The 22,616-nt window shown below is 71.2% G+C and carries 20 protein-coding genes; 14 read left to right on the forward strand and 6 right to left on the reverse strand.

The window, feature by feature from the left end; genetic code table 11:
* Positions 1-64 precede the first annotated feature (64 nt).
* The 6 genes from ABL310_RS08985 to ABL310_RS09010 all read right to left on the reverse strand — a co-directional run bounded on the left by ABL310_RS08985 (position 65) and on the right by ABL310_RS09010 (position 6,335).
* Positions 65-364, reverse strand: coding sequence for a hypothetical protein (locus ABL310_RS08985; RefSeq protein ID WP_349371336.1), 300 nt, complete (start codon positions 362-364; stop codon positions 65-67).
* The gene (locus ABL310_RS08990) at positions 361-1,560 is read right to left on the reverse strand and encodes a geranylgeranyl diphosphate reductase (RefSeq protein WP_349372027.1); all 1,200 of its coding nucleotides are present in this window, start codon (positions 1,558-1,560) and stop codon (positions 361-363) included. The genes ABL310_RS08985 and ABL310_RS08990 overlap by 4 nt, the downstream gene beginning before the upstream one ends.
* A gap of 53 nt (positions 1,561-1,613) precedes the next feature.
* The gene (locus tag ABL310_RS08995) at positions 1,614-2,996 is read right to left on the reverse strand and encodes a BCD family MFS transporter (RefSeq protein WP_349371337.1); all 1,383 of its coding nucleotides are present in this window, start codon (positions 2,994-2,996) and stop codon (positions 1,614-1,616) included.
* Between the two features lie 13 nt (positions 2,997-3,009).
* Complete coding sequence (gene chlG, locus ABL310_RS09000) at positions 3,010-3,894, reverse strand: chlorophyll synthase ChlG (protein WP_349371338.1); 885 nt, start codon at positions 3,892-3,894, stop codon at positions 3,010-3,012.
* Between the two features lie 74 nt (positions 3,895-3,968).
* Positions 3,969-5,399, reverse strand: a complete 1,431-nt coding sequence (gene ppsR, locus ABL310_RS09005) for a transcriptional regulator PpsR (protein ID WP_349371339.1) — start codon at positions 5,397-5,399, stop codon at positions 3,969-3,971.
* A 33-nt stretch (positions 5,400-5,432) separates the two neighbouring features.
* Positions 5,433-6,335, reverse strand: coding sequence for a cobalamin B12-binding domain-containing protein (locus tag ABL310_RS09010; RefSeq protein ID WP_349371340.1), 903 nt, complete (start codon positions 6,333-6,335; stop codon positions 5,433-5,435).
* Positions 6,336-6,599: 264 nt separating this feature from the next.
* On the opposite strand from ABL310_RS09010, the gene bchF reads away from it, so the two are divergent.
* The 14 genes from bchF to hemA are packed head-to-tail and all read left to right on the forward strand — an operon-like array spanning position 6,600 to position 22,598.
* Positions 6,600-7,127, forward strand: coding sequence for a 2-vinyl bacteriochlorophyllide hydratase (gene bchF, locus ABL310_RS09015; protein WP_349371341.1), 528 nt, complete (start codon positions 6,600-6,602; stop codon positions 7,125-7,127).
* Entirely contained in the window at positions 7,124-8,455 is a 1,332-nt protein-coding gene (locus tag ABL310_RS09020; RefSeq protein WP_349371342.1) for a ferredoxin:protochlorophyllide reductase (ATP-dependent) subunit N, read from the forward strand. The genes bchF and ABL310_RS09020 overlap by 4 nt, the downstream gene beginning before the upstream one ends.
* Positions 8,456-8,459: 4 nt before the next feature.
* Positions 8,460-10,046: a ferredoxin:protochlorophyllide reductase (ATP-dependent) subunit B gene (bchB, locus tag ABL310_RS09025; protein ID WP_349371343.1), complete on the forward strand. Its 1,587-nt coding sequence runs from the start codon at positions 8,460-8,462 to the stop codon at positions 10,044-10,046.
* Positions 10,021-13,899: a magnesium chelatase subunit H gene (locus tag ABL310_RS09030; RefSeq protein WP_349371344.1), complete on the forward strand. Its 3,879-nt coding sequence runs from the start codon at positions 10,021-10,023 to the stop codon at positions 13,897-13,899. The genes bchB and ABL310_RS09030 overlap by 26 nt, the downstream gene beginning before the upstream one ends.
* Complete coding sequence (gene bchL, locus ABL310_RS09035; RefSeq protein ID WP_374730381.1) at positions 13,896-14,810, forward strand: ferredoxin:protochlorophyllide reductase (ATP-dependent) iron-sulfur ATP-binding protein; 915 nt, start codon at positions 13,896-13,898, stop codon at positions 14,808-14,810. The genes ABL310_RS09030 and bchL overlap by 4 nt, the downstream gene beginning before the upstream one ends.
* A gap of 17 nt (positions 14,811-14,827) precedes the next feature.
* The gene (bchM, locus tag ABL310_RS09040; protein WP_349371345.1) at positions 14,828-15,526 is read left to right on the forward strand and encodes a magnesium protoporphyrin IX methyltransferase; all 699 of its coding nucleotides are present in this window, start codon (positions 14,828-14,830) and stop codon (positions 15,524-15,526) included.
* Positions 15,526-16,959, forward strand: coding sequence for a BCD family MFS transporter (locus ABL310_RS09045; RefSeq protein ID WP_349371346.1), 1,434 nt, complete (start codon positions 15,526-15,528; stop codon positions 16,957-16,959). Before bchM ends, ABL310_RS09045 begins: the two co-directional genes overlap by 1 nt.
* Before the next feature lie 14 nt (positions 16,960-16,973).
* Positions 16,974-17,750 (forward strand): photosynthetic reaction center subunit H, encoded by a 777-nt coding sequence (puhA, locus tag ABL310_RS09050; RefSeq protein WP_349371347.1) that lies wholly within the window; start codon positions 16,974-16,976, stop codon positions 17,748-17,750.
* Positions 17,747-18,478, forward strand: a complete 732-nt coding sequence (gene puhB / locus ABL310_RS09055; protein ID WP_349371348.1) for a photosynthetic complex putative assembly protein PuhB — start codon at positions 17,747-17,749, stop codon at positions 18,476-18,478. Before puhA ends, puhB begins: the two co-directional genes overlap by 4 nt.
* 25 nt (positions 18,479-18,503) lie before the next feature.
* A complete protein-coding gene (gene puhC / locus ABL310_RS09060) occupies positions 18,504-19,004 on the forward strand; it encodes a photosynthetic complex assembly protein PuhC (protein ID WP_349371349.1) in 501 nt (166 codons plus the stop codon).
* Positions 19,001-19,330, forward strand: coding sequence for a hypothetical protein (locus ABL310_RS09065; RefSeq protein WP_349371350.1), 330 nt, complete (start codon positions 19,001-19,003; stop codon positions 19,328-19,330). Before puhC ends, ABL310_RS09065 begins: the two co-directional genes overlap by 4 nt.
* Positions 19,331-19,364: 34 nt before the next feature.
* Positions 19,365-20,474, forward strand: a complete 1,110-nt coding sequence (gene acsF / locus ABL310_RS09070; RefSeq protein ID WP_374730382.1) for a magnesium-protoporphyrin IX monomethyl ester (oxidative) cyclase — start codon at positions 19,365-19,367, stop codon at positions 20,472-20,474.
* A 16-nt stretch (positions 20,475-20,490) separates the two neighbouring features.
* The gene (gene puhE / locus ABL310_RS09075; RefSeq protein ID WP_349371351.1) at positions 20,491-21,384 is read left to right on the forward strand and encodes a putative photosynthetic complex assembly protein PuhE; all 894 of its coding nucleotides are present in this window, start codon (positions 20,491-20,493) and stop codon (positions 21,382-21,384) included.
* Positions 21,384-22,598 (forward strand): 5-aminolevulinate synthase, encoded by a 1,215-nt coding sequence (hemA, locus tag ABL310_RS09080; RefSeq protein ID WP_349371352.1) that lies wholly within the window; start codon positions 21,384-21,386, stop codon positions 22,596-22,598. The genes puhE and hemA overlap by 1 nt, the downstream gene beginning before the upstream one ends.
* The last annotated feature ends 18 nt before the right edge of the window (positions 22,599-22,616 follow it).

Genomic DNA, 22,616 nt, shown 5'->3' on the forward strand with positions numbered 1-22,616 from the left:
CAGGTCCGGGATCACGCTTAGTCATGGGCGAAATCGGCCCCGCGCGCGGGAAGTCGCGGCGCGATCACGACCGCGCGCGCCAGCGTCTTCGCAGGTCGTAGACATGCGCGAGGAAGGCGATCGTCAGCCCGGCGGCGACGATCGTCCAGGATTGACCTTGGATCGCGGCCCGCGCCGCGATCGAAAGCCCGAGGCCCGCGACCACGAACCCCGCGAGATCGCGAGGCGTCGGGGCGCGGCCCTCGGGCAGGATACGCGCCCTCGCCCGGGGGAGCAGCGAGAGCGCGAGTAGCGCGATCCCTTCCAGCGCCAGGATCGCGAAGACCAGATCGAAGACCCGGCCGGACGCGACGAAGTCGATCACGGCCGCACGAGGCCGAACAGGTGAGCCAGGTCCTTGAAGAAGATGCGGATATGCGCCATCGGATCGCGGCGCACGAGTTCCTTGTTCATGTAGGCCTGCCAGGTCAGGCGCTGCACGTCCGCGTCGCGGCAGATCGAGACGAATCGCTCGCGACGCTTGTCGTTGACGTACCAGAAGCGCTGCATGATCCCCAGGATGAAGAAAACCCGGCCATGCGCCTTCATGAAGGCCTTGCGCGCGCCCGCCAGCGCCTTGGAGCGGCCGGTCTCGAGATAGGCCTCGACCGCCTCGCCCGCGAGGCGCCCGCCCACCATGGCGTAGTAGATACCCTCGCCCGAGGCCGGCGCCACGACGCCGGCGGCGTCGCCGGCGAGAATCACGTCGCGGCCGTTGTCCCACTTCTTCGCGGGATGGAGCGGGATCGGCGCGCCCTCCTTGCGGATGGTGCGTACGCCGTCGAGCTTCGTGTTGCCGCGCAGCTCCGCCACCGCCTCCTTCAGGCCGAAGCCCTTGTGCATGGAGCCCACCCCGATCGAGGCGGATTTCCCGTGCGGGAAGACCCAGGCGTAGAAGTCCGGCGAGAGCTTGCCCTGGTAGAACACGTCGCAGCGGTTCGCCTCGTAGTCCGCCGCGCCCTCCTCGGGCGCCTCGACGATCTCGTGATAGGCGAAGACGAAGGGAATCGGCCCGCGCTGGGGCACGGCCTCGCGGGCCACCGCCGAGTTGGCGCCGTCGGCGCCGATCACGGCGCGGGCGCGCACGCTGACCGCGCCGCCGCCGTCCTTGGTCGGGAGCTTCCAGTGCACCCGCGCCGTCCCGTCGGGATCGCGGGTGAGGGTCTCGAACGTGCCCGCCCGGCGCTCGGCGCCGTTCGCCGCGGCGCGCTCGCGCAGCCATTCGTCGAAGACCTCGCGATCGACCATGCCGACGAAGCCGTCCTCGATCGGCATGTCGACCCGCCTGTCGGAGGGCGCGATCATCCGCGCGCCGGAGATGCGGGCGCACAGGATGCCGTCGGGGATGGCGAAGTCGCGGATCAGCCGCGGCGGGATCGCGCCGCCGCAGGGCTTGATGCGGCCCGCGCGGTCGAGCAGGAGCACGTCGCGCCCGGCGCGGGCGAGGTCGGTCGCGGCCGTCGCGCCGGCGGGCCCGCCGCCGACCACGACGACGTCGTAGGTGCGCTCCGCCGAGGGAATGGCGGAGTGCGCCGCGGCGGGCGCACCGAGGGTCTCGGTCTTCGTCTCTGTCGTCATGACGGCGCGATCTCCCGTTCGGTGAGCGCCTCGCCGCGCGGGGCGACGGCGGGGGTTGCGATGCGGCGCGGGGCCGGGGCGATGGTCGCGCGCCCGCTCATGACGCGCGCCGCGAGGACGGCGGAGACGAGGAACAGCACCGCCTCGCCGAGGAACACGCTCGAATAGGCGCCCGCCGCCGTATCGGCGACGAGGCGTCCGAGATCGACGGCGATGGTGCCGACGAGGCCGCCGAGCCCGAAGGCGACGCCCTGCGCCGCGCCCCACAGGCCCACGCGGGTACCCTCGCGATTGGCCGCGCCGTCTCGGGCGAGGCGCATCATCGAGCCGATGGCGGCCACCGCGAAGACGCCGTTGCCGAAGCCGAGAACGGCGACGTTGGCGTGGAGCGGCCAGACCGTCCCGAGCGCGCCGCCGAAGGCGAGGCCGACGAGCGCCGCCGCGGAGATCAGGCAGCCGCCGATGGCCCAAAGATGCAGGCGCGAGGGCCCGCCCTCGCGAAAGCCGCCGCCGAAGAGCCCCGTGAGGATCATGCCGGCGAGCACGCCCGCGTTCTGGACGCCGGACAGCTGGGTCGATTCGCCCGGCGTCATCGCGAAGACGGCGCCCGCGAAGGGCTCGAGGATGAGGTCCTGCGCCGAATAGGCCAGCATCGAGACGAAGACGAAGACGGTGAAGCGCCGGGCCGTCGGCTCGGCCCAGACCTCGGCCAGGGCCTGACGGAACGGGACTTTCGGCGCGCCGTCGGCCGCCTTGCGGGAGGCCCGCGCGCCCTCGACGCCGAGGACGGCGAGGCAGGTGACGACGAAGGCTATTCCCGAGACGCCCGCCGTCACCGCGACGAGGCGCGTCATCGAGAACGGATCGAGGAAGTGCCCGGCCGTGCCGGCCGTGACGATGAAGCCCGCGATCATCATGATCCAGACGATCGCCGCGGCCGAGGCCTGGCGCGCGGGCGCGACGCGCTCGGCGAGAAGGGCCAGGAGCGAGGTGCCCGACGCGCCGACGCCGACGCCGATGATCCCGAAGGCGAGGGTCGAGAGCGCGATGCCGCCGACGAGGTTCGTCGCCGCGAGCGCGGTCGCGAGCGCGGCGAGGACGGCGCCCGCGGCGAGCGCCGCCATGCCGCCGACGATCCAGGGCGTGCGCCGCCCGCCGATATCGGAGCCGTGGCCCCATTTCGGGCGCAGCAGCTGCACGGCGTAGTGCAGGCCGACGAGCAGCCCGGGCAGCGTCGCGGCGAGCGCGAGCTCCACCACCATGACGCGGTTGAGCGTCGAGGTGGTGATCACCACGATGGCGCCGAGGGAGGCCTGGACGAGGCCGAGCCGGACGATGCCGAGCCAGGAGAGGGGGGCGCTGCCGGAGGAGGCGATCATGGGGGCGTTCTCCTCAGGCGCCGACCGGGCCGAGCCCGCGCAGGGCGAAGGCGGTGACGAGCATGCCGAGCACGTAGAGCGTCGTGCCGGTGGCGTTGTACCAGGCGGCCTTCTCGCGCGGGTTGGCGACGAGCTTGCCCATCAGCGCCACCTGAGCGGCGAGGAGCGCCGTGACCGCGAGGGCGTGCCACGGCGCGCCCCAGACGAGGAGCAGCGCGATCACGACGACCTGCGGCGCGGCCATGACCACGCAGGCGAGGCGCGCGGCGCGGTCGACGCCGAGCATGACGGGGAGCGAATCGACGCCCTCCCGCTTGTCGCCCTCCACCGACTTGAAATCGTTCAGCGTCATGATGCCGTGCGCGCCGAAGGAATAGAGCAGGGCCACGACGACGATGCGCCAGTCCGGGAAGGCCGCGGCCATGATGGCGGCGCCGGTGAACCAGGGCAGGCCCTCGTAGGAGATCGCCACCGCGGAATTGCCCCACCAGCCGTTCTGCTTCAGCCGGAAGGGCGGGGCGGAATAGGCCCAGGCGAGGGCGAGACCGATCACCCCGGCGAGCAGCACGACGGGCCCCAGCATGAAGGCGACGAGGAACGACAAGGCCGTCCAGATCACGGCGATGTAGAAGCCCCAGGAACCGGGAATGCGCCCGGAGGGAATCGGCCGGTTCGGCTCGTTGATGGCGTCGACGTGGCGGTCGTACCAGTCGTTGACCGCCTGGCTCGCGGCGCAGACGAGGGGCCCCGCCAGCACCACGCCGGCCAGGATCACGGGCCAGCGCGTGTCCGCGGCGACGCCGGAGGAGACCACCCCGCAGGCGAACGCCCACATGGGCGCGAACCACGTGATGGGCTTCAGGAGCTCGGTGAAGGAGAGGATGGCCGGTCGCGTCATGCCGGAGATGCTAGTCCGGTCGCGCGCCGCGTCAATCAGAATTGACACTTACGTGTGTCAACTCGGGTGCGGCCTCAATCCTCGTGGTCGAGGTCGCCCAGGCCGTGGCGGCGCAGCTTGGCGTAGAAGCTCTGGCGCGAGAGACCCAGCATCTCGGCGGCGGAGGCGCGATTGTCGCCGGTGAGATCGAGGGCCGCCTCGATGCACAGCTTCTCGATCACGTCGGTCGTCTCGCGCACGAGCTCCTTGAGCGAGACCCGCCCGACGAGCTCCTTCATCTGCGCCACCGAATGCGGCAGCTCGGGCGCGCCGGTCCCGATCGTCGCCATCGGCCGCGGGCCGGTGGGGCGGATGGCGAAGCCGTAATAGGAATCGTCCGTCTCCGGCGCCAGCACGGCCGAGACCTCGACGTCCTCGACGAGGCCGTACTCGCCCTGCACCACGGTGCCGAATCGCTTCACCGCGCCGTGCTCGCGCACGCTCGCGGCGAGCACGTTGCAGTCGACGCTCGAGCGGCCGAGCCAGCGATCGAGCGGCTCGCCGCGGGCCTGTTCCTCGGTGGCGAGCTGGACGAGATCGAGGAAGGCGGCGTTGGCCGTGAGGATGCGCCGGTCCGAATCGGTGACGACGATCGCGTCCGGCAGGCGCTCGACGACGCGCAGCACCCGCCGGCGCGAGGCCGCGAGCGCGCCCGCCGCACCGGCCGGCGGCGAGAGCCGCAGCAGGAAGTGCGTGACGCGGTCCTGCCGGAAGACGGAGGCCGAGGCGGTCGCCTCGCGCCCGTCGGCGAGGCGCAGGCGGGCCTCGTCCGAGCGGCCCGCGGAGCGTGCCGAGGTGAGCAGATCCTCGAGCGCGCCGGCGCTCTCCGGCGCGAAGAGCTGAGCCAGCGGCCGCCCGGGGAGGGGGCCCGCGGCGGCGACGAGCTCTGTGGCGGCGGGGTTCGCTTCGCTCACGCGCCGCGTCGCGGCGTCGACGACGAGCACGGCCTCGGAGGCGATCTGGAACAGCAGGCGGTAGCGCGTCTCGGCGCTGCGCAGGTGCGCGTATTCTCGCTCCATCGCGGCCTGGGCGTCGACGAGCTTGCGCTGCAGGGCGGCGACGCCGCGCAGGTCGCGGCCCACCGCGACGATGCGGCCGTTGTGCCCGAAATCCACGGCGGAATAGAGGATCGGCAGGTCGGGGCCGGTGGGCAGCGGGTGGTTGACCTGGCGCCAGAGCCGGTCCTTGTCCGAGGACGCGTTGCGCAGAAGCGCTTCGATCTTCTCGCGGCTCTCGGGAGTGACGGTCTCGATCCAGCGCCGGCCCACCCAGCGGCCGCATTCCTCGGCCTCGAGCTCGCGCGAGCCGACGGCCACGTCCTCGATCACGCCGTCCGGGCCGAGGACGAGGGCGAGATCGCTGGTGGCCGCGATCAGCCGCGCCGCGCTCGCGGCGTCGACGTCGCCGAGCGACGTCTGAGGGGCCCGGAACTGTCGCAGGCCCTCGGAAGCCAAGGGAGTGTCCATCGGGCGCTGCGATCCTTGTTCCAAGCCGAGTCCTCACCGAGCCCGCGCCACGCCTCCCGCCCAGCGTTGCGCCTTCCTGACTGCGTCCAGGCCATCGAACGCCACGTGATCCGCGCCGACCAGCGCGGCGCTTTCTGGGTGTTCGTTGAAGTATCGGCCCCCCACGAGAACGCCGACACGCGGATTTCGGGAACGGCGCCTGACGACGTCGATAACCGAGGCAAGCTCCGGGAGCAAGCCTTCGCAGCTCAACGAGAAACCGACGACGTCGAACCAGTCTCGACCTGCGAGCCGGCCGATTTCCGCTACGTTCGCTCCGGGCGCGCAGGCGACGTCCCAGCCCGCTCGCCGCAGGAACTCTTCGACGATGGCCACGCCGAACGTGTGCGTTTCGCCCGGCGCCGAGCAGAGGAGCGCACGCTTCTCCTCCGCCGAGGGCTCGCCTTCGGCCTCGAAGGGCGCGCTGAGCTCCCGAAGGAGCTGCTGCAGCCGCGAGAGCGCGATCGTCACGTCGCAGAAATCCGCCTTGTCCTCCCGCCAGAGCTCGTCGAGCCGCTGCGCCGCCGGGGCGAGCAGATGCAGGAAGACCGTCTCCAGCGTGACGCCGCGGGCGCGCAGCACCGCGACGTAGGAGGCGGCGACCTCGACCTCGTGCTCGAGGACGAGCGCGGCGAGCTCCGACACCTCTTCCCGCGTGGGCAGCGCGTCCCGCTCCGAGCGCGAATCGCACTCTTCGGACGCGTGGACCAGCATCAGGCGCGGGATGATCTCGGCTTCGATCGTGCGCGACAGCGCATCCCTGCGCCCCGCCTCCGACCGGCCCGTCTGCCCGCGCTTCTCGCCCGGACCGCGACGCGCGGATCGGTCTTCGACGGCCCCGCCGCCGTCGGCGGAAGCCTCCTTCGCCGAAGCGATCGCCTCCTTCAGGATGGCCATGGACACCCTCCCTCTGTCTCGGCGTCCAACACGGTGAGGCTCGAAAACCTCTGTTTTCTTATGCTTTTTCGGGTCGAAGAGCTTCGCTGAACTGGCGCAGATCATAGGGCCCTCGACACAACGGACGCAAGAGGGTCGAAGCTACGCACTTAACCTGACCGTGTTTGTTGTGAGGCGGGATTGACGTCAATTTAGGTTGACACTTTTGGAGCCCCTCCCTAGCCTCCGATGGTAAGAAAACGCGCCGTTCCAGGGAGGACCGCCATGCGTCGCCCCGACGCCGAGATGCGCCGACGGGGATTGTACACGCCGGAAGAGCGGCGCCGCCGCGACTCCTCGCCGTGGACGACGGTGCAGGGCGTCCTGGCCCCGGTACAGTTCCTCGTGTGCCTCGCCAGCATCGCGCTCATCGCGCGTTACTTGATGACGGGTGAGGGTTACTGGCTGGCGACGATCTCGATCGTGGTGAAGACATTTACGCTCTACACGATCATGATCACGGGCGCTATCTGGGAGAAGGAAGTCTTCGGCGTGTACCTCTTCGCCGAGCCGTTCTTCTGGGAGGACGTGGTCTCGTTCGGCGTTATCGCCCTGCACACGTTCTATCTTCTGGCGTTGTTCACCGATCTGCTCGGATCGCGCGGCGAAATGCTGCTCGCGCTCGCTGCTTATGCCGCCTACGTCGTCAACGCCGTGCAGTTCGTCCTGAAGCTGCGTGCGGCGCGGCTGCAGGAGGCGCGCGAGGGCGCCGCCCTCGCCGGGACCGCCGCCATCGGGGAGGCCGCACGATGAATCGTCACGTTCCGTCCAGCCACGTCCTCGTCGACGAGACGCGTCGTCCGGCTCCCGCCGGCTGCGCCGACGCTCCGGCGGCGCCGGGCGCGGGGCCGAGCGTACGCGCCGAGCGCGGCCAGCGCGAGGTCTTCTGCGGGCTCACCGGCATCATCTGGATGCACCGCAAGATCCAGGACGCCTTCTTCCTCATCGTCGGCTCGCGCACCTGCGCGCACCTGATGCAGTCGGCGGCGGGCGTGATGATCTTCGCCGAGCCGCGGTTCGCCACCGCCATCATCGACGACCGCGACCTCGCCGGCATCGCCGACGCCAACGACGAGCTCGACGCCTGCGTCGAGCGGCTGCTCGCGCGCCGGCCGGACATCAAGATGCTCTTCCTCGTGGGCTCCTGCCCCTCCGAGGTGATCAAGCTCGATCTCGCGCGGGCCGCCCAGCGGCTCTCCGCGCAGTTCCTGCCCGACGTGCGGGTGCTCGCCTATTCGGGGTCGGGCATCGAGACCACTTTCACGCAGGGCGAGGACGCCTGCCTCGCGTCCCTCGTGCCGACGCTGCCGCGGGCGGAGCCGCAGACGAAGGAGCTCCTCGTCGTCGGGGCCCTGGCGGACGTGGTCGAGGACCAGTTCGCGCGCAGCTTCGCGGCGCTCGGCATTCCCGCGCGCTTCCTGCCGATGCGCAAGGCGGGCGACCTGCCGCCGGTGGGGGAGGGGACGCGCATGCTCCTCGCCCAGCCTTTCCTGGCGGACACGGCCCGCGCGCTCGAGGCTCGCGGCGCGACGCGGCTTCCCGCGCCGTTCCCGCTGGGCGTCGAGGGCACCACCGCCTGGCTGAAGGCGGCGGCGGACGAGTTCGGCGTCGACCCCGCCCTGTTCGAGCGCGTCACCGCGCCGATGATCGCCCGCGGCCGTGCGGCGCTGGAGCGCGACCGCGCGCGGCTCGCCGGCAGACGGATCTTCTTCTTCCCCGATTCGCAGCTCGAGGTGCCGATCGCGCGGTTCCTGAACCGCGAGCTCGGCATGGAGCTCGTCGAGGTCGGCACGCCCTACCTGCACCGGCAGCACATGGCCGAGGAGCTCGCGCTCCTGCCCGACGGGCTCTCGATCGTCGAGGGCCAGCACGTCGACCGGCAGCTCGACCGCTGCCGCGAGGCCGCCCCCGACATCACGGTGTGCGGGCTCGGCCTCGCCAACCCGCTCGAGGCGGAGGGGCTCGCGACCAAGTGGTCGATCGAGCTCCTGTTCACCCCGATCCACGGCTACGACCAGGCGGCCGATCTCTCCGGCCTCTTCGCCCGCCCGCTCGTGCGCCGCGAAAAGCTGAAGGTGTGAGGCGATGAAGCTCACGGTCTGGACCTACGAGGCTCCCCCGCATGTCGGCGCGATGCGCGTCGCCACCGCGATGGAAGGCGTGCACTACGTGCTGCACGCGCCGCAGGGCGACACCTACGCGGACCTGCTCTTCACCATGATCGAGCGGCGCGACCATCGCCCGCCGGTGACCTACACCACCTTCCAGGCGCGCGACCTCGGCGCCGACACGGCCGAGATCTTCAAGGACGCGGCGCGGGAGGCCTACGAGCGCTTCGACCCCGAGCTGATGCTGGTGGGCGCCTCCTGCACGGCCGAGCTGATCCAGGACGATCCGGGCGGGCTCGCCAAGGCGCTGAACCTGCCGGTGCCGGTCGTGCCGCTGGAGCTGCCCTCCTACCAGCGCAAGGAGAACTGGGGCGCGGCGGAGACCTTCCTCCAGCTGGTGCGCGCCCTGGCGCGGCCCCGCGAGGGCGCCCGCGATCCGGACGCTCAGCCCTCCTGCAACATCCTCGGGCCCACCGCGCTCGGCTTCCGCCATCGCGACGATCTCGAGGAGATCCGCCGGCTGCTGGCGCGAATCGGCGTGCGGGTCAACGCGGTGGCGCCGCTCACGGCCCGCGCCCGCGACATCGCGCGGCTCGGCGAGGCGGACTTCAACGTCGTCATGTATCCCGAGATCGCGGGCCCCGTGGCGCGCCATCTCGAGCGCGTCTGCCGGCAGCCCTTCACCAAGACCGTGCCTATCGGCGTGAACGCCACGCGCGAGTTCATCACCGAGATCGGCGCGCTGTCGGGCCTCGACGTCGCCGACGTGCTCGCCGAGGGCGCCGGGCGGCTGCCCTGGTGGTCGCGCTCGGTCGATTCGAACTATCTCACCGGCAAGCGGGTCTTCGTCTTCGGCGACGCCACGCACGCCATCGCCGCCGCGCGCATCGCCGCCGAGGAGCTCGGCTTCGAGGTGGTGGGGCTCGGCACCTATTCCCGCGAGCTCGCCCGCGAGGTGCGCGCGCAGGCGGAACGCCTCGGCCTCGAGGCGCTGATCACGGACGACCATCTCGAGGTCGAGGACGCGATCACGGCGCTCGCGCCGGAGCTCGTGCTCGGCACGCAGATGGAGCGCCACATCGCCAAGCGGCTCGGCATCGCCTGCGCGGTGATCTCCGCGCCCGTCCACGTCCAGGACTTCCCGGCCCGCTACTCGCCGCAGATGGGCTTCGAGGGGGCGAACGTCGTGTTCGACACCTTCGTCCACCCGCTCGTGATGGGGCTCGAGGAGCACCTGCTCGCGATGTTCCGCGACGATTTCGAGTTCAACGACTCCGCCGTGCCCTCGCACCTCGCCTCCGAGCACGCCGTCGCCCGCCCCGAGCCGGCGCCCGCTGTCGCCGAGGCCGCCGCGCCCGCTTCCGCGGCCGATACGGCCGTGCTGGAGCGCCCGGCCGAGGCGGGCGTCGGCTGGACGCCGGAGGCGGAGAAGGAGCTCGGCAAGATCCCCTTCTTCGTGCGCGGCAAGGCCCGCCGCAACACGGAACGCTTCGCGCAGGAGCGCGGGCTCGCGTCGATCACCGTCGAGACGATCTACGATGCTAAGGCTCACTTCAGTCGCTGAACGCAACGACCTGACGGTTCCGGCGCTCGAGGCGCCGGCCCCGTCCTGCCCGGAGCGGGCCGCCGCGGCGGCTCCGCCCGGGGCGGTGCCGCTGCGCTTCACAATCGTCACCCTCGACAACCACCTCGCCGGGCCGATCGCGCGCGCCCGCAAGACCTTGGCGCGCGACATGCCGGGCCTGTCGCTCACGGTCCATTGCGCCACTGACTGGGAGGGCGATCCCGCCGCAGTGGCTCGCGCCCGCGACGACATCGCTCGCGCCGACATCGTGCTGTGCGCGATGATGTTCCTGGAGGATCAGATCCGCGCGGTGATGCCCGCGCTCGAGGCGCGCCGCGAGCGCTGCGACGCCCTCGTCGCCTGCATGTCGGCGGGCGAGGTGACGAAGCTCACCCGCATGGGCGGGCTCGACATGGGCAAGCCCGCCTCGGGCCCGATGGCGCTCCTCAAGAAGCTCCGGCCCAAGAGCTCGAAGAAGGACGGCGCACCCGGCGCCGGCGATTCGGGCGCGCGCCAGCTCAAGCTCCTGCGCCGCATCCCGCAGATTCTGCGCTTCATCCCCGGCACCGCGCAGGACCTGCGCGCCTACCTGATGTGCCTGCAATATTGGCTCGCGGGCTCCGAGGAGAACGTCGCCAACCTGGTCCGCATGCTGGTGGACCGCTACGCCGACGGCCCGCGCAAGGTGCTGCGCGGCAAGCTGACGGTGGGCGACCCGGTCGAGGTGGCCGAGGTCGGCGTCTACCATCCGGACATCGCCGGGCGCATCGGCGAGGGCGTCAAGGCGCTGCCGCGCAAGGGGAGCGCCGGCACGGTCGGGCTCGTCTGCCTGCGTTCCTACATCGTCGCCGAGGACACGGCGCATTACGACGGCGTCGTGCGCGCGCTCGAGGCCAAGGGCCTGAACGTGGTGCCCTGCTTCGCCGCGGGCCTCGACGCGCGGCCTGCGATGGAGCGCTTCTTCTTCGACGCGGACGGCCGCCCGACCGTGGACGCCGTCGTCTCGCTGACCGGCTTCTCCCTCGTCGGCGGGCCGGCCTACAACGATTCGAAGGCCGCCGAGGAGATCCTGGCGCGGCTCGACGTGCCCTACCTCGCGGCGCAGGCGAGCGAGTTCCAGTCGCTCTCGGCCTGGGAGGGCTCGGATCGCGGCCTCCTGCCCGTCGAGGCGACCATGACGGTGGCGCTCCCCGAGCTCGACGGCGCGACCGGGCCGATCCTCTTCGCCGGGCGCGGGGCCGGGGGCGCGTGCTCCAATTGCCGCCGCACGCAGGCGGAGCGGGACGCGGGCGAGTGCGGCGACTGCATGCGCCCGCAGCCCGAGCGCGTCGCCATGCTGGCCGCGCGCGTCGGCAAGCTCGTCGCGCTGCGCCGCAGCGCGCGGGCCGCCCGCAAGGTCGCGATCACGCTCTTCAACTTCCCGCCCAATGCCGGCGCGACGGGCTCGGCCGCTTTCCTCTCGGTCTTCGAATCGCTCCACAACACCCTGCGCGCGCTGAAGAAAGCCGGCTACGCCGTCGAGGTCCCGGAGACCGTCGACGCCCTGCGCACGGCGATCCTCGAGGGCAACGCCGCGCAATACGGCGCGGACGCCAACGTCGCGGCGCGCATCCCCGCCGACGACCACGTGCGCCGCGAGCGCCATCTGGCGGAGATCGAGGCGCAATGGGGGCCGGCGCCCGGCCGCCAGCTCTCCGACGGCGCCTCGATCCTGATTCTCGGCGCGCATTTCGGGAACGTCTTCGTCGGCGTCCAGCCCGGCTTCGGCTACGAGGGCGACCCGATGCGGCTCCTGTTCGAGAAGGGCTTCGCGCCGACGCACGCCTTCTCGGCCTATTACCGCTGGCTGCGCGAGGATCTCGGCGCACACGCGGTGCTGCATTTCGGCACGCACGGCGCCCTCGAGTTCATGCCCGGCAAGCAGTCCGGCCTCTCCGGCGCCTGCTGGCCCGACCGGCTCATCGGCGATCTGCCGAACCTCTACGTCTACGCGGCGAACAACCCCTCCGAGGGCACCATCGCCAAGCGCCGCGCCGCCGCGACGCTGATCTCCTACATGACGCCGCCGGTGGCCCAGGCGGGGCTCTATCGCGGGCTGATCGAGCTGAAGGGCTCGGTCGAGCGCTGGCGCTCCCTGCCGCCGGAGGAAGTCGCCGAGCGTTCCGAGCTGGCGCAGAGCATCCGCTCCCAGGCGGGCGAGCTCGACTTCGTCCTCGCCGATCCCGGCGAGAGCGGGGAGGAGGACATCGCGGGCCTGTGGGAGCAGGTGCTCGAATACGAGACGACACTCATCCCCTACGGCCTGCACGTGGTCGGCCGGGCGCCCTCGCAGGCGGAGCGCGCCGACCTCCTCGTCTCCGTCGCGGACGCTTCCGACGGCATCGTCCTGCCGCGCGCCACCGCCGAGGCGCTCGCCGCCGGCGCGACGCCCGCGGCCTCCTACCAGGCGGGCGAGCCCGGTCGCGGCGAGGTGACGCCCGAGCATCTCGCCGTGCTCACCCGCCTCGCGGCGGTGAACGCGGCGCTCGTCGCCGACAACGAGCTGCCCGGCATCCTGCACGCGCTCGACGCCGGCTACGTCCGCCCGGCGCCCGGCGGCGATCTCCTGCGCACGCCGGCGATCCTGCCCACGGGCCGCAACATTCACGGTTTCGACCCCTTCCGCATCCCGAGCGCCTACGCCGTCAAGGACGGCGCGCGCCAGGCGGACGAGCTGATCCGCCGCCACGTGGCCGACGGAAACGCCATGCCCGAGACGGTGGCGATGGTGCTGTGGGGGACCGACACGCTCAAGACCGAGGGCGCCCCCATCGGCCAGGCGCTCGCGCTGATCGGCGCGCTGCCGAAGTTCGACAGCTACGGTCGGCTGTGCGGGGCGACGCTCAAGCCGCTTTCCGAGCTCGGCCGCCCGCGCATCGACGTGGTCGCGACGCTGTCGGGCATCTTCCGGGACCTGATGCCGCTGCAGACGCGCATGCTGGCCGAGGCCGCCTGGCTCGCCGCCTCCGCGGACGAGCCGGACGAGGCGAACTTTGTCGCCAAGCACGCCCGCGCCTACATGGCCGAGAAGGGCTGCGACCTGGAGACGGCGGCGCTCCGCATCTTCTCCAACGCCGACGGCGCCTACGGGGCCAACGTCAACCAGCTGATCGACGCCGGCGCCTGGGACGACGAGGACGAGCTCGCCGAGACCTTCTCGCGGCGCAAGTGCTTCGCCTACGGCCGCTCCGGTAAGACGACGCGCGAGCCGGCCCTGTTCGAGACCATGCTCTCGGGGGCGGATCTCGCCTACCAGAACCTCGAATCCGTGGAGCTGGGCGTCACCACCGTCGATCAATACTACGACAGCCTCGGCGGCATCTCGAAGGCCATCGGCCGGGCCCGCCGCGAGGCCGGCCGCGATGCGCCCGGCGCGAAACCGGTCGCCGTCTATATCGGCGACCAGACCAAGGGCAAGAACGTGGTGCGCACGCTCACCGAACAGGTGGCGCTCGAGGCCCGCACCCGCATGCTGAACCCCAAATGGTACGAGGGCCTCCTCCAGCACGGCTACGAGGGCGTGCGCCAGATCGAGGCCTCCGTCACCAACACGATGGGCTGGTCGGCCACCACCGGCCAGGTCCAGGACTGGGTCTACCAGCGCCTCACCGAGACCTTCGTGCTCGACGAGGCGATGCGCGAGCGCATGGCCGCGCTCAACCCGAAGGCGTCCGTGAAGATGGCCAACCGCCTCATCGAGGCGCACGAGCGCCGTTACTGGACGCCCGACGCCGCCACGCTCGCCGCGCTGCGCGCCGCGGGCGAGGCCCTCGAGGACCGCCTGGAAGGCATCACCGAAGGAGCGACCCCGTGACCGCCTTGAACATCCGTGCGCCTGTCCCCCGGCGCCCCGCTCTCGGCCGCTCGGACGGCGAGGGCAGCGTGCAGGTCCACCTGGATCCGAGCCTCGACATGGGGAAGGCCCAGGTCTTCGCCGTCTACGGCAAGGGCGGCATCGGCAAGTCGACCACCTCATCGAACCTGTCGGTGGCGTTCTCCAAGCTCGGCAAGCGGGTGCTGCAGATCGGCTGCGATCCCAAGCACGATTCGACCTTCACGCTGACGAAGAAGCTGATCCCGACCGTCATCGACGTGCTCGAGACCGTGGACTTCCATTCCGAGGAGCTGCGCATCGAGGACTTCGTCTTCGAGGGCACCAACGGCGTGATGTGCGTCGAGGCCGGCGGCCCGCCCGCGGGCACCGGCTGCGGCGGCTACGTCGTCGGCCAGACGGTGAAGCTCCTCAAGGAGCATCACCTCCTCGAGGACACCGACGTCGTCCTCTTCGACGTTCTCGGCGACGTGGTCTGCGGCGGCTTCGCGGCGCCGCTCCAGCATGCGGAGCGGGCGATCATCGTCACCGCCAACGACTTCGACTCGATCTTCGCGATGAACCGCATCGTGCAGGCCATCAAGGCGAAGTCGAAGAACTACGAGGTGCGCGTCGGCGGCGTCATCGCCAACCGCTCCGCGGCCACCGACCAGATCGAGCGCTTCACCGACAAGGTGGGGCTCAACATCCTCGGCCGGCTTCCCGACCTCGACGCCATCCGCCGCTCGCGGCTCGGCAAGCGCACGCTCTTCGAGATGGGGGATGAACCCGATGTGATCGCGGCGCAGGACGAGTACCTTCGGTTGGCGCAGACGATGCTCGACGGCACCGAGCCGCTCGTCGTCGACTCGCTGAAGGACCGCGAGATCTTCGACCTTCTCGGCTTCGATTGAGACGGGACCCGCTGACGATGCACACCCAGAGCTACATCGCCCGTCGGCACCAGCTGCAGACCTATTTCGACCGCACCGCGTCGGAAACCTGGGCGCGGCTGACCTCGGACGCGCCGGTGAGCCGTATCCGCGCCACGGTCCGCGCCGGGCGCGAGGAGATGCGTGCGACGCTCCTCTCCTGGCTGCCCGCCGACATGACCGGTCTCACCCTGCTCGACGCCGGCTGCGGCACCGGCGCGCTCAGCGCCGAGGCGGCGCGGCGCGGGGCCCGCGTCACCGCGATCGACGTGGCCGAGAGCCTCGTCGCCATCGCCCGCGAGCGGCTCCCCGCCGACATCGACCACGGCCTGATCGACTTCCGCGCCGGGGACATGATGGACGAGGGCCTCGGCCGCTTCGACTACGTGGTGGCGATGGATTCGCTGATCCATTATCGCCCGCGCGACATGGCGGGCGCGCTCGCCTCCCTCGCCCGGCGCACGGAGCGGGCGGTGCTCGCGACCTTCGCTCCGCGCACGCCGGCGCTCTCGATGATGCACGCCGCCGGCAAGCTCTTCCCGCGCTCGGACCGCTCGCCCGCCATCGAGCCGGTCTCCGAGCGGGAGATCACGCGCCTCTTCCACCGCGAGGAGGGCGTCGATGCCTGGCGGATCGGGCGCATGCGCCGGGTCGCGCGCGGCTTCTACACCTCGCAGGCGCTGGAGCTCGTTCGCTGATGCAGAGCCCGCGCCCGGCCCTCTCGAGCTTCTGGACGCTGATCGGCACGCGCTTTTTGCCGTTCGCGGACGCGGCGACGCGCGAATTGCCGCTCGGGCGGCTCGTCCGCCTGTCGCTGTTCCAGGTCTCGGTCGGCATGGCGATCGTGCTGCTCAACGGCACGCTCAACCGGGTGATGATCCTCGAACTCAACGTGCCGGCCTGGCTCGTCGCCTCGATGATCGCGCTGCCCGTCCTGTTCGCGCCGGTGCGCGCGCTGATCGGGCACCGCTCGGACCATCACCGTTCGCTGCTCGGCTGGAAGCGGGTGCCCTACATCTGGTTCGGCTCGCTGCTGCAGTTCGGCGGGCTCGCGATCATGCCCTTCGCGCTGCTGGTCCTCTCCGGAGACGGGCAGGGGCCCGTCTGGGTGGGCCAGCTGGGGGCCGGGCTCGCCTTCCTCCTCGTCGGCGCGGGCCTGCACACCACGCAGACGGCGGGCCTCGCGCTCGCCACCGACCTCGCGCCGGAGGACACGCGCCCGCGCGTGGTCGCCTTCCTCTACGTGATGCTGCTGGCCGGCATGGTCGTGAGCGCCTTCTTCTTCTCCTTCCTGCTCGAGCCCTACAGCCACCTGGCGCTGATCCAGGTCGTCCAGGGGGCGGCCGTGGTGACGATGGTGCTCAACGCCATCGCTCTGTGGAAGCAGGAGGCGCGCGATCCCTCCCGCACCCGCAAGGACGTGGCCCGCCCCGCCTTCCGCGAGAGCTGGGCGAAGTTCGTCGCCGGCGGGCGGGCCACCCGCACACTGGTGGCGGTGGGCCTCGGCACGGCCGGCTTCTCCATGCAGGACATCCTGCTCGAGCCCTATGGCGGCGAGGCTTTGGGCATGTCCGTCTCGGAGACGACGGCGCTCACCGCGCTCCTCGCCGGCGGCTCGCTCGTCGGCTTCGCCTACGCTGCGCGCCGGCTCACGCTGGGCGGCAACCCGTATCGGCTCGCCGCGCTCGGCGTCCTCGTCGGCATCGCCGCCTTCTCCTGCGTGGTCGTGGCCGGCGCGTTCGATTCGGCGTTCCTGCTGCGCGTCGGCGCGGTCCTGATCGGGCTCGGCGCGGGCCTGTTCGCGGTAGGCACGCTCACCGGCGCCATGGCGCTCGCCGACGAGAGCGGCTCGGGCCTTGCGCTCGGCGCCTGGGGCGCGGTGCAGGCGACGGCGGCGGGCGTGGGCATCGCGCTCGGCGGCGCCGTCCGCGACGGCGTCGACGCGCTCGCCTCCTCGGGCGCGCTCGGCGTGGCCCTGTCGGGGCCGGAAATCGGCTACCACGTCGTCTACCACCTCGAGATCCTCGTCCTCTTCATATCCCTCGTCGCGATCGGTCCGCTGGTCGCACCCGCTTCGGTCGGCCGTTCGGCGCCCCGCGAGCGGTTCGGTCTCGCCGACATGCCAGCTTGAAACAGGAGGCTTCCATGGGCACTGGAGCCATCACGGGTTACATCGACGTCGCGCAGGTCACGCTCTACGTCTTCTGGTTCTTCTTCGCGGGGCTGATCTTCTATCTGCGGCGCGAGGACAAGCGCGAGGGCTATCCGCTGGTCTCGGAGCGCTCCGAGCACGTGCTGGTGCAGGGCTTCCCGTCCATGCCCAAGCCGAAGACGTTTCTCCTGCGCAACGGCCATACCTACCAGGCGCCTCCCGGCCACGTCGACGAGCGCGAGCTCAAGGCGGTCCCGGCCGAGCCCTGGCTCGGCGCGCCGCTCAAGCCCACCGGGAACCCGATGATCGACGGCATCGGCGCGGCCTCCTACGCGCTGCGCGAGGACGTACCCGAGCTCACCGCCGAGGACGAGGCCCGCACCGTTCCGCTGCGCGTCGCCACCGACTGGGCGGTCTCGGCCGAGGACGTCTCTCCGATCGGCATGGCCGTTTACGGCGCCGACGGGATCAAGGCGGGGACGGTCACCGAGATCTGGATCGACCGGTCCGAGCCGATGATCCGCTACCTCGAGACCGAGGTGCCCACCGCAGCGGGAACGCGCGCCGTTCTCGTGCCGATGAATTTCTGCCGCATGAAGAAGAACCGCGGCGAGGTTCACGTCGCCGCCATCCTCGCCTCGCAGTTCGCCGACGTGCCGGCTATCGCCTCGCCCGACCAGATCACGGCGCGCGAGGAGGACAAGATCACCGGCTATTTCGGCGGCGGCACCATCTACGCCACCCCCGAGCGCTCGGAGCCGATCGTATGACCGTCGCCATCGTCAAGAAGTCCGAGGAGGCTCTGGCCGCGGCCGCCCGCGAGGCGGCCGACGCGGAGCCCGTGACCCCGCGCGGCCTGCCCGCGCCGCTGCCCGAGGGCGAGACCATCCTATGGCAGGGCCAGCCCGCCTGGCGCACGCTCGCGCGGCGCGCCATGCATCTGCGCGGCATCAGCCTCTATTTCGGCTTCCTCGCCGTGTGGGCCGCGGGCGACGCGCTGGTGAGCGGGGAGGGGCCGCTGTCCGCCTTCGTCTCCGCCACCTGGCTCCTCGCCATCGGCGCGGTGGCGATCGGCCTCCTCGCCCTCTACGGCTGGCTGTCCGCCCGCTCGACCTGGTTCACCATCACGAACGAGCGGGTGATCCTCTCCTTCGGCGTCGCGCTGCCGATGAGCATGAACGTGCCCTACAAGCTCATCGAGAACGTCGCCCTGAAGGCCTGGCCGAACGGGACGGGCGACATCCCGCTCACCATCAAGAGCGAGCGGCGGCTCTCCTACGTGCTGTTCTGGCCCTACGTGCGGCCCTGGCGCTTCTCGAAGGTCGAGCCGATGCTGCGCTGCGTCCCCCAGGCCGAGCGCGTGGCCGCGATCCTGGCCGAGCGGCTCACCGCCGCCCACGGCGAGAACGCGGCGGCGGCGGAGGCCGCGGCGAAGACCTCCTCCGACACGCGCGGGGGCGAGCGGCGCGCGGGCGGCCTGAAGCCCGCCACCGCATGACCGGCAACCGAGCGGAGATCCCCCGATGAACGCTCACGCGAAACCTCCCCGGCCCGGCCCCGAGAGCGCGCCTTCCGGCGACGCGCCGCGGCGCCCACACTTCCCGCGCGCGGCGCTGGTGGGCGCCGGCGCGCTCCTCCTGGTCACCGTCTCGTCGGCGGCCCTGTTCGGCGAGGCCGATCCGCAGCCCCGCGACCTCTCGGGCGCGCACCACGTCGTCGAGCTGCTCTTCGAGGACCGCGCCGACGGGGCCGTCGTCGTGCGCCAGGCCACGACCGGCGAGGTGGTCGAGGTGTTCGATCCGGGCACCAACGGCTTCGTCCGCGGCGCCATGCGCGGGCTCGCCCGCGAGCGCAAGCGCCGTGAGATCGGGCCGCAGACGCCCTTCGTCCTGGTGCTGTGGCCCACCGGCCATCTCTCGATCGAGGACCGGGCGACCAACGCCTCGATCGATCTCTCCGCATTCGGGCCCGACAATTTCGCGCCCTTCGCCCGCATCCTCAGCGCCGCCGGAGACGCGTCATGATCTTCCGCCGCACCATCGAGGTGCCCTGCACCGTCGAGATCGAGAACACCTTCGACAGCCTGCACGCCCATGTCGACCTGCACGGCGTCAAGGTCGCCCCCGGCGATTCCGTCGTCGTCCACGGCGCGCCGACCATCGTGCCCCACGGCGAGCGGCAGGTCTTCGAGCGCCGCGCGACCGTGATCCGCGGCACGCTCTTCGACCGGCTCTTCGCCCGGGCCGAAGGATATGCGGAACTCACCGACCTGTTCGAGGTCGGCTTCGAAGGGCATCCTCCCGAAATCCACAAGAGCGCGGCGCCGGCCGGACCGGCGCGCGACGTCTGAGATCCGACGTCTGAGATCCCCCGAGGAGGACGACATGATCACCATGGAAGGCGGCGTCGGCGAGACGCCCAAGCCCCGCAAGGGCCGGGCCGGAGCGGCCGAGGTCAGCGAATCGACCCGCCGCGCCCAGGAGAGCACCATGCTCTCCCCGCGCTTCTACACCACCGACCACGCGGCGATGGACGCGATCGACGTCGAGCCCGTGCGCAAGGACTGGGACGCGCTGATCAAGGAGATGCGCGACGACCCCAACAAGGGCCATTTCAAGCGCACCGACGAGTGGGACGACTTCGACCTCTCCGCCCTGCCGGAGGGCCTGCAGGAGGAGCTCAAGGACTTCCTGATCTCCTCGGTGACCGCCGAGTTCTCCGGCTGCGTGCTCTACGTCGAGCTCAAGAAGCACATCAAGAACCCCGACGTGCGCGAGCTCTTCGCGCTGATGGCCCGCGACGAGGGACGTCACGCCGGCTTCATCAACGACACGCTCAAGGACATGGACATCGCGGTGGACCTCGCCTTCCTGACGAAGGCGAAGAAGTACACCTACTTCAAGCCGAAGTTCATCTTCTACGCGACCTACTTGTCGGAGAAGATCGGCTACGCGCGCTACATCACCATCTACCGGATCCTCGAGCGGAACCCGGAGCTGCGCTTCCATCCGATCTTCAAGTGGTTCGAGAAGTGGTGCAATGACGAGTTCCGCCACGGCGAGGCTTTCGCGCTGCTCATGCGCGCCAATCCGCACCTCGTCACCGGCCTGAACAAGTACTGGGTGCGCTTCTTCCTGCTGGCGGTCTACGCCACCATGTACGTGCGCGACCATGCCCGGCCGCATTTCCACGCCGCGCTCGGCATCGACCCGGACGAATACGACTACCGCGTCTTCCGCATCACCTCGGAAGTCTCGCGCCAGGTCTTCCCCGTCGTGCTCGACATCGATCATCCGGCCTTCAAGGCGGGGCTCGACCGCCTCGTGCGGATCTCCCGCTCGATGCAGAAGGCCGAGGCGCACGGCGGAATCGCGGGGAAGATGCGCAAGGCGGCGCTCTCGGTCGCGGCGGCCGCGACCTTCGCGCGGCTCTATCTCGTGCCCGTCAAGCGCAACGAGGTCCCGGCCTCGGTGCGCCTCGAGCCGGCGTGGTGAGGGAGACGCGCGCGTCATGACCATGGTCCTCGCAGCGGCCGGTTTCGCGCTCTTCGCCTGGTGGGCGTCCACCGGGCTCATCCTCGTGCTCGACCGGCTGCCGCGCTGGACCTTCCCGTGGACCATGGGGGGCGCGACGCTGCTGACAGTGCTCGCGCTGCTGGGGCTCTCCTGGTCGGCGGGGGAGACGACGATCGCCGCGGCGCTCTGCGCCTTCGCCTGCGCGCTCGTGGTCTGGGGCTGGACGGAGGTGTCCTTCCTCACCGGCTGGATCACGGGCCCGCGCACCACCGCCTCGCCCCCCGGCACGCGCGGGCTCACCCGCCTGCGCCACGCCATCGCGGCGATCATCTGGCACGAGCTCGCGATCCTCGCCGGCTTCCTCGTCGTGCTGGCGGTCTCCTGGGGCGGCGAGAACCAGACGGCGACGATGAGCTACGCGGTGCTGTGGGTCATGCGGCTCTCGGCCAAGATCAACATCTTCCTCGGCGTGCCCAACCACGCCGACGGCTTTTTGCCTGACCACCTCGCCTATCTGAAGTCCTGGTTCACGAAGAAGCCGATGAACGTCTTCTTCCCGGTCTCGGTCTCGGCGGCCCTGGTCGCGACCGTGCTGGTGGCCGAGCCCGCCTTCTCGGCGAGCGCGACCGCCTTCGAGGCCGCCTCCGCCGCCCTGGTCGCGACGCTGCTCGCGCTCGCGGTGCTGGAGCACTGGTTCCTGGTCCTGCCCTTCGAATCGATCGCGCTCTGGCGGCTGCCCGCCGGGGAGGGGCCGCGCGCGCCGAGCGCGAGGGACGCCGCGAGGGACGGGGCGCGCGAGCCGGCGCGCGAGCCGCTCGCCGCCGTCCGGCCGGCGCCGACGTCCAAGATCGACAACGACAACGCCGCTTACAGTCTGGGGAGACGATGATGGATTACGAGTCCTTCTTCCGCGCCGAGCTCGACGGCCTTCGCACGGAGGGACGCTATCGCGTCTTCGCCGACCTCGAACGCCGGGCGGGCTCGTTCCCGCGCGCCACCTTCCGCCGCGACGGCTCGGCCCGCGAGGTCACGGTCTGGTGCTCGAACGACTATCTCGGCATGGGCCAGCACCCGGACGTGATCGCCGCCATGCAGGAGACGATCGCCCGCTGCGGCGCCGGCGCCGGCGGCACCCGCAACATCTCCGGCACGACGCACGCCCACGTCCTGCTCGAGCGCGAGCTCGCCGATCTCCACGGCACGGAGGCGGCGCTGCTCTTCACCTCGGGCTACGTCTCGAACTGGGCCGCGCTCTCGACGCTCGGCGCCAAGATTCCGAACGCCGTCATCCTCTCCGACGCCGGAAACCACGCCTCCATGATCGAGGGCATCCGCCACTCGAAGGCGGAGAAGATCGTCTACCGTCACAACGACGTCGCCGATCTCGAGGCGAAGCTCGCCGCGATCGATCCGGCGCGTCCCAAGATCGTCGCCTTCGAATCGGTCCACTCGATGGACGGGACGGTCGCGCCCATCGCCGACATCTGCGATGTGGCGGACGCCTACGGCGCGCTCACCTATCTCGACGAGGTGCATGCGGTCGGGCTCTACGGCCCCCGCGGCGGCGGCGTCTCCGAGCGCGACGGGCTCGCCCACCGGCTCACCTTCATCGAGGGGACGCTCGGCAAGGCCTTCGGCGTCATGGGCGGCTACGTCGCCGCCTCGGCCGCGGCCTGCGACTTCGTGCGCTCCTTCGCCTCCGGCTTCATCTTCACCACCGCCCTGCCGCCGGCCCTCGCCGACGGCGCGCGCGCCGCGATCCGCCATCTCAAGGTCTCCGACGACGAGCGCCGGGCCCAGCGCGCCCGCGTCGCGGAGCTGCGCGCGAAGCTCGACGCCGTCGGCATCCCGCACATGATGAACGACAGCCACATCGTGCCGGTGATGGTGGGCGACCCCGTGCGCTGCAAGGCGATGGCGGACCTGCTGCTCGACAGCTTCGGCGTCTACGTCCAGCCGATCAACTACCCCACCGTCGCCCGCGGCACGGAGCGGCTGCGCATCACGCCGGGGCCGCTGCACACGAGCGCGGACATCGACCACCTGGTGCGCTCGCTCGAGTCCGCCTTTGCAGCCGTCGAGATGCAGGCCGCCGCGGAGTAGGGCGCCGCGGAGCAGGGC

It is taken from the genome of Salinarimonas sp., from assembly GCF_040111675.1.
GTDB lineage: Bacteria > Pseudomonadota > Alphaproteobacteria > Rhizobiales > Beijerinckiaceae > Salinarimonas.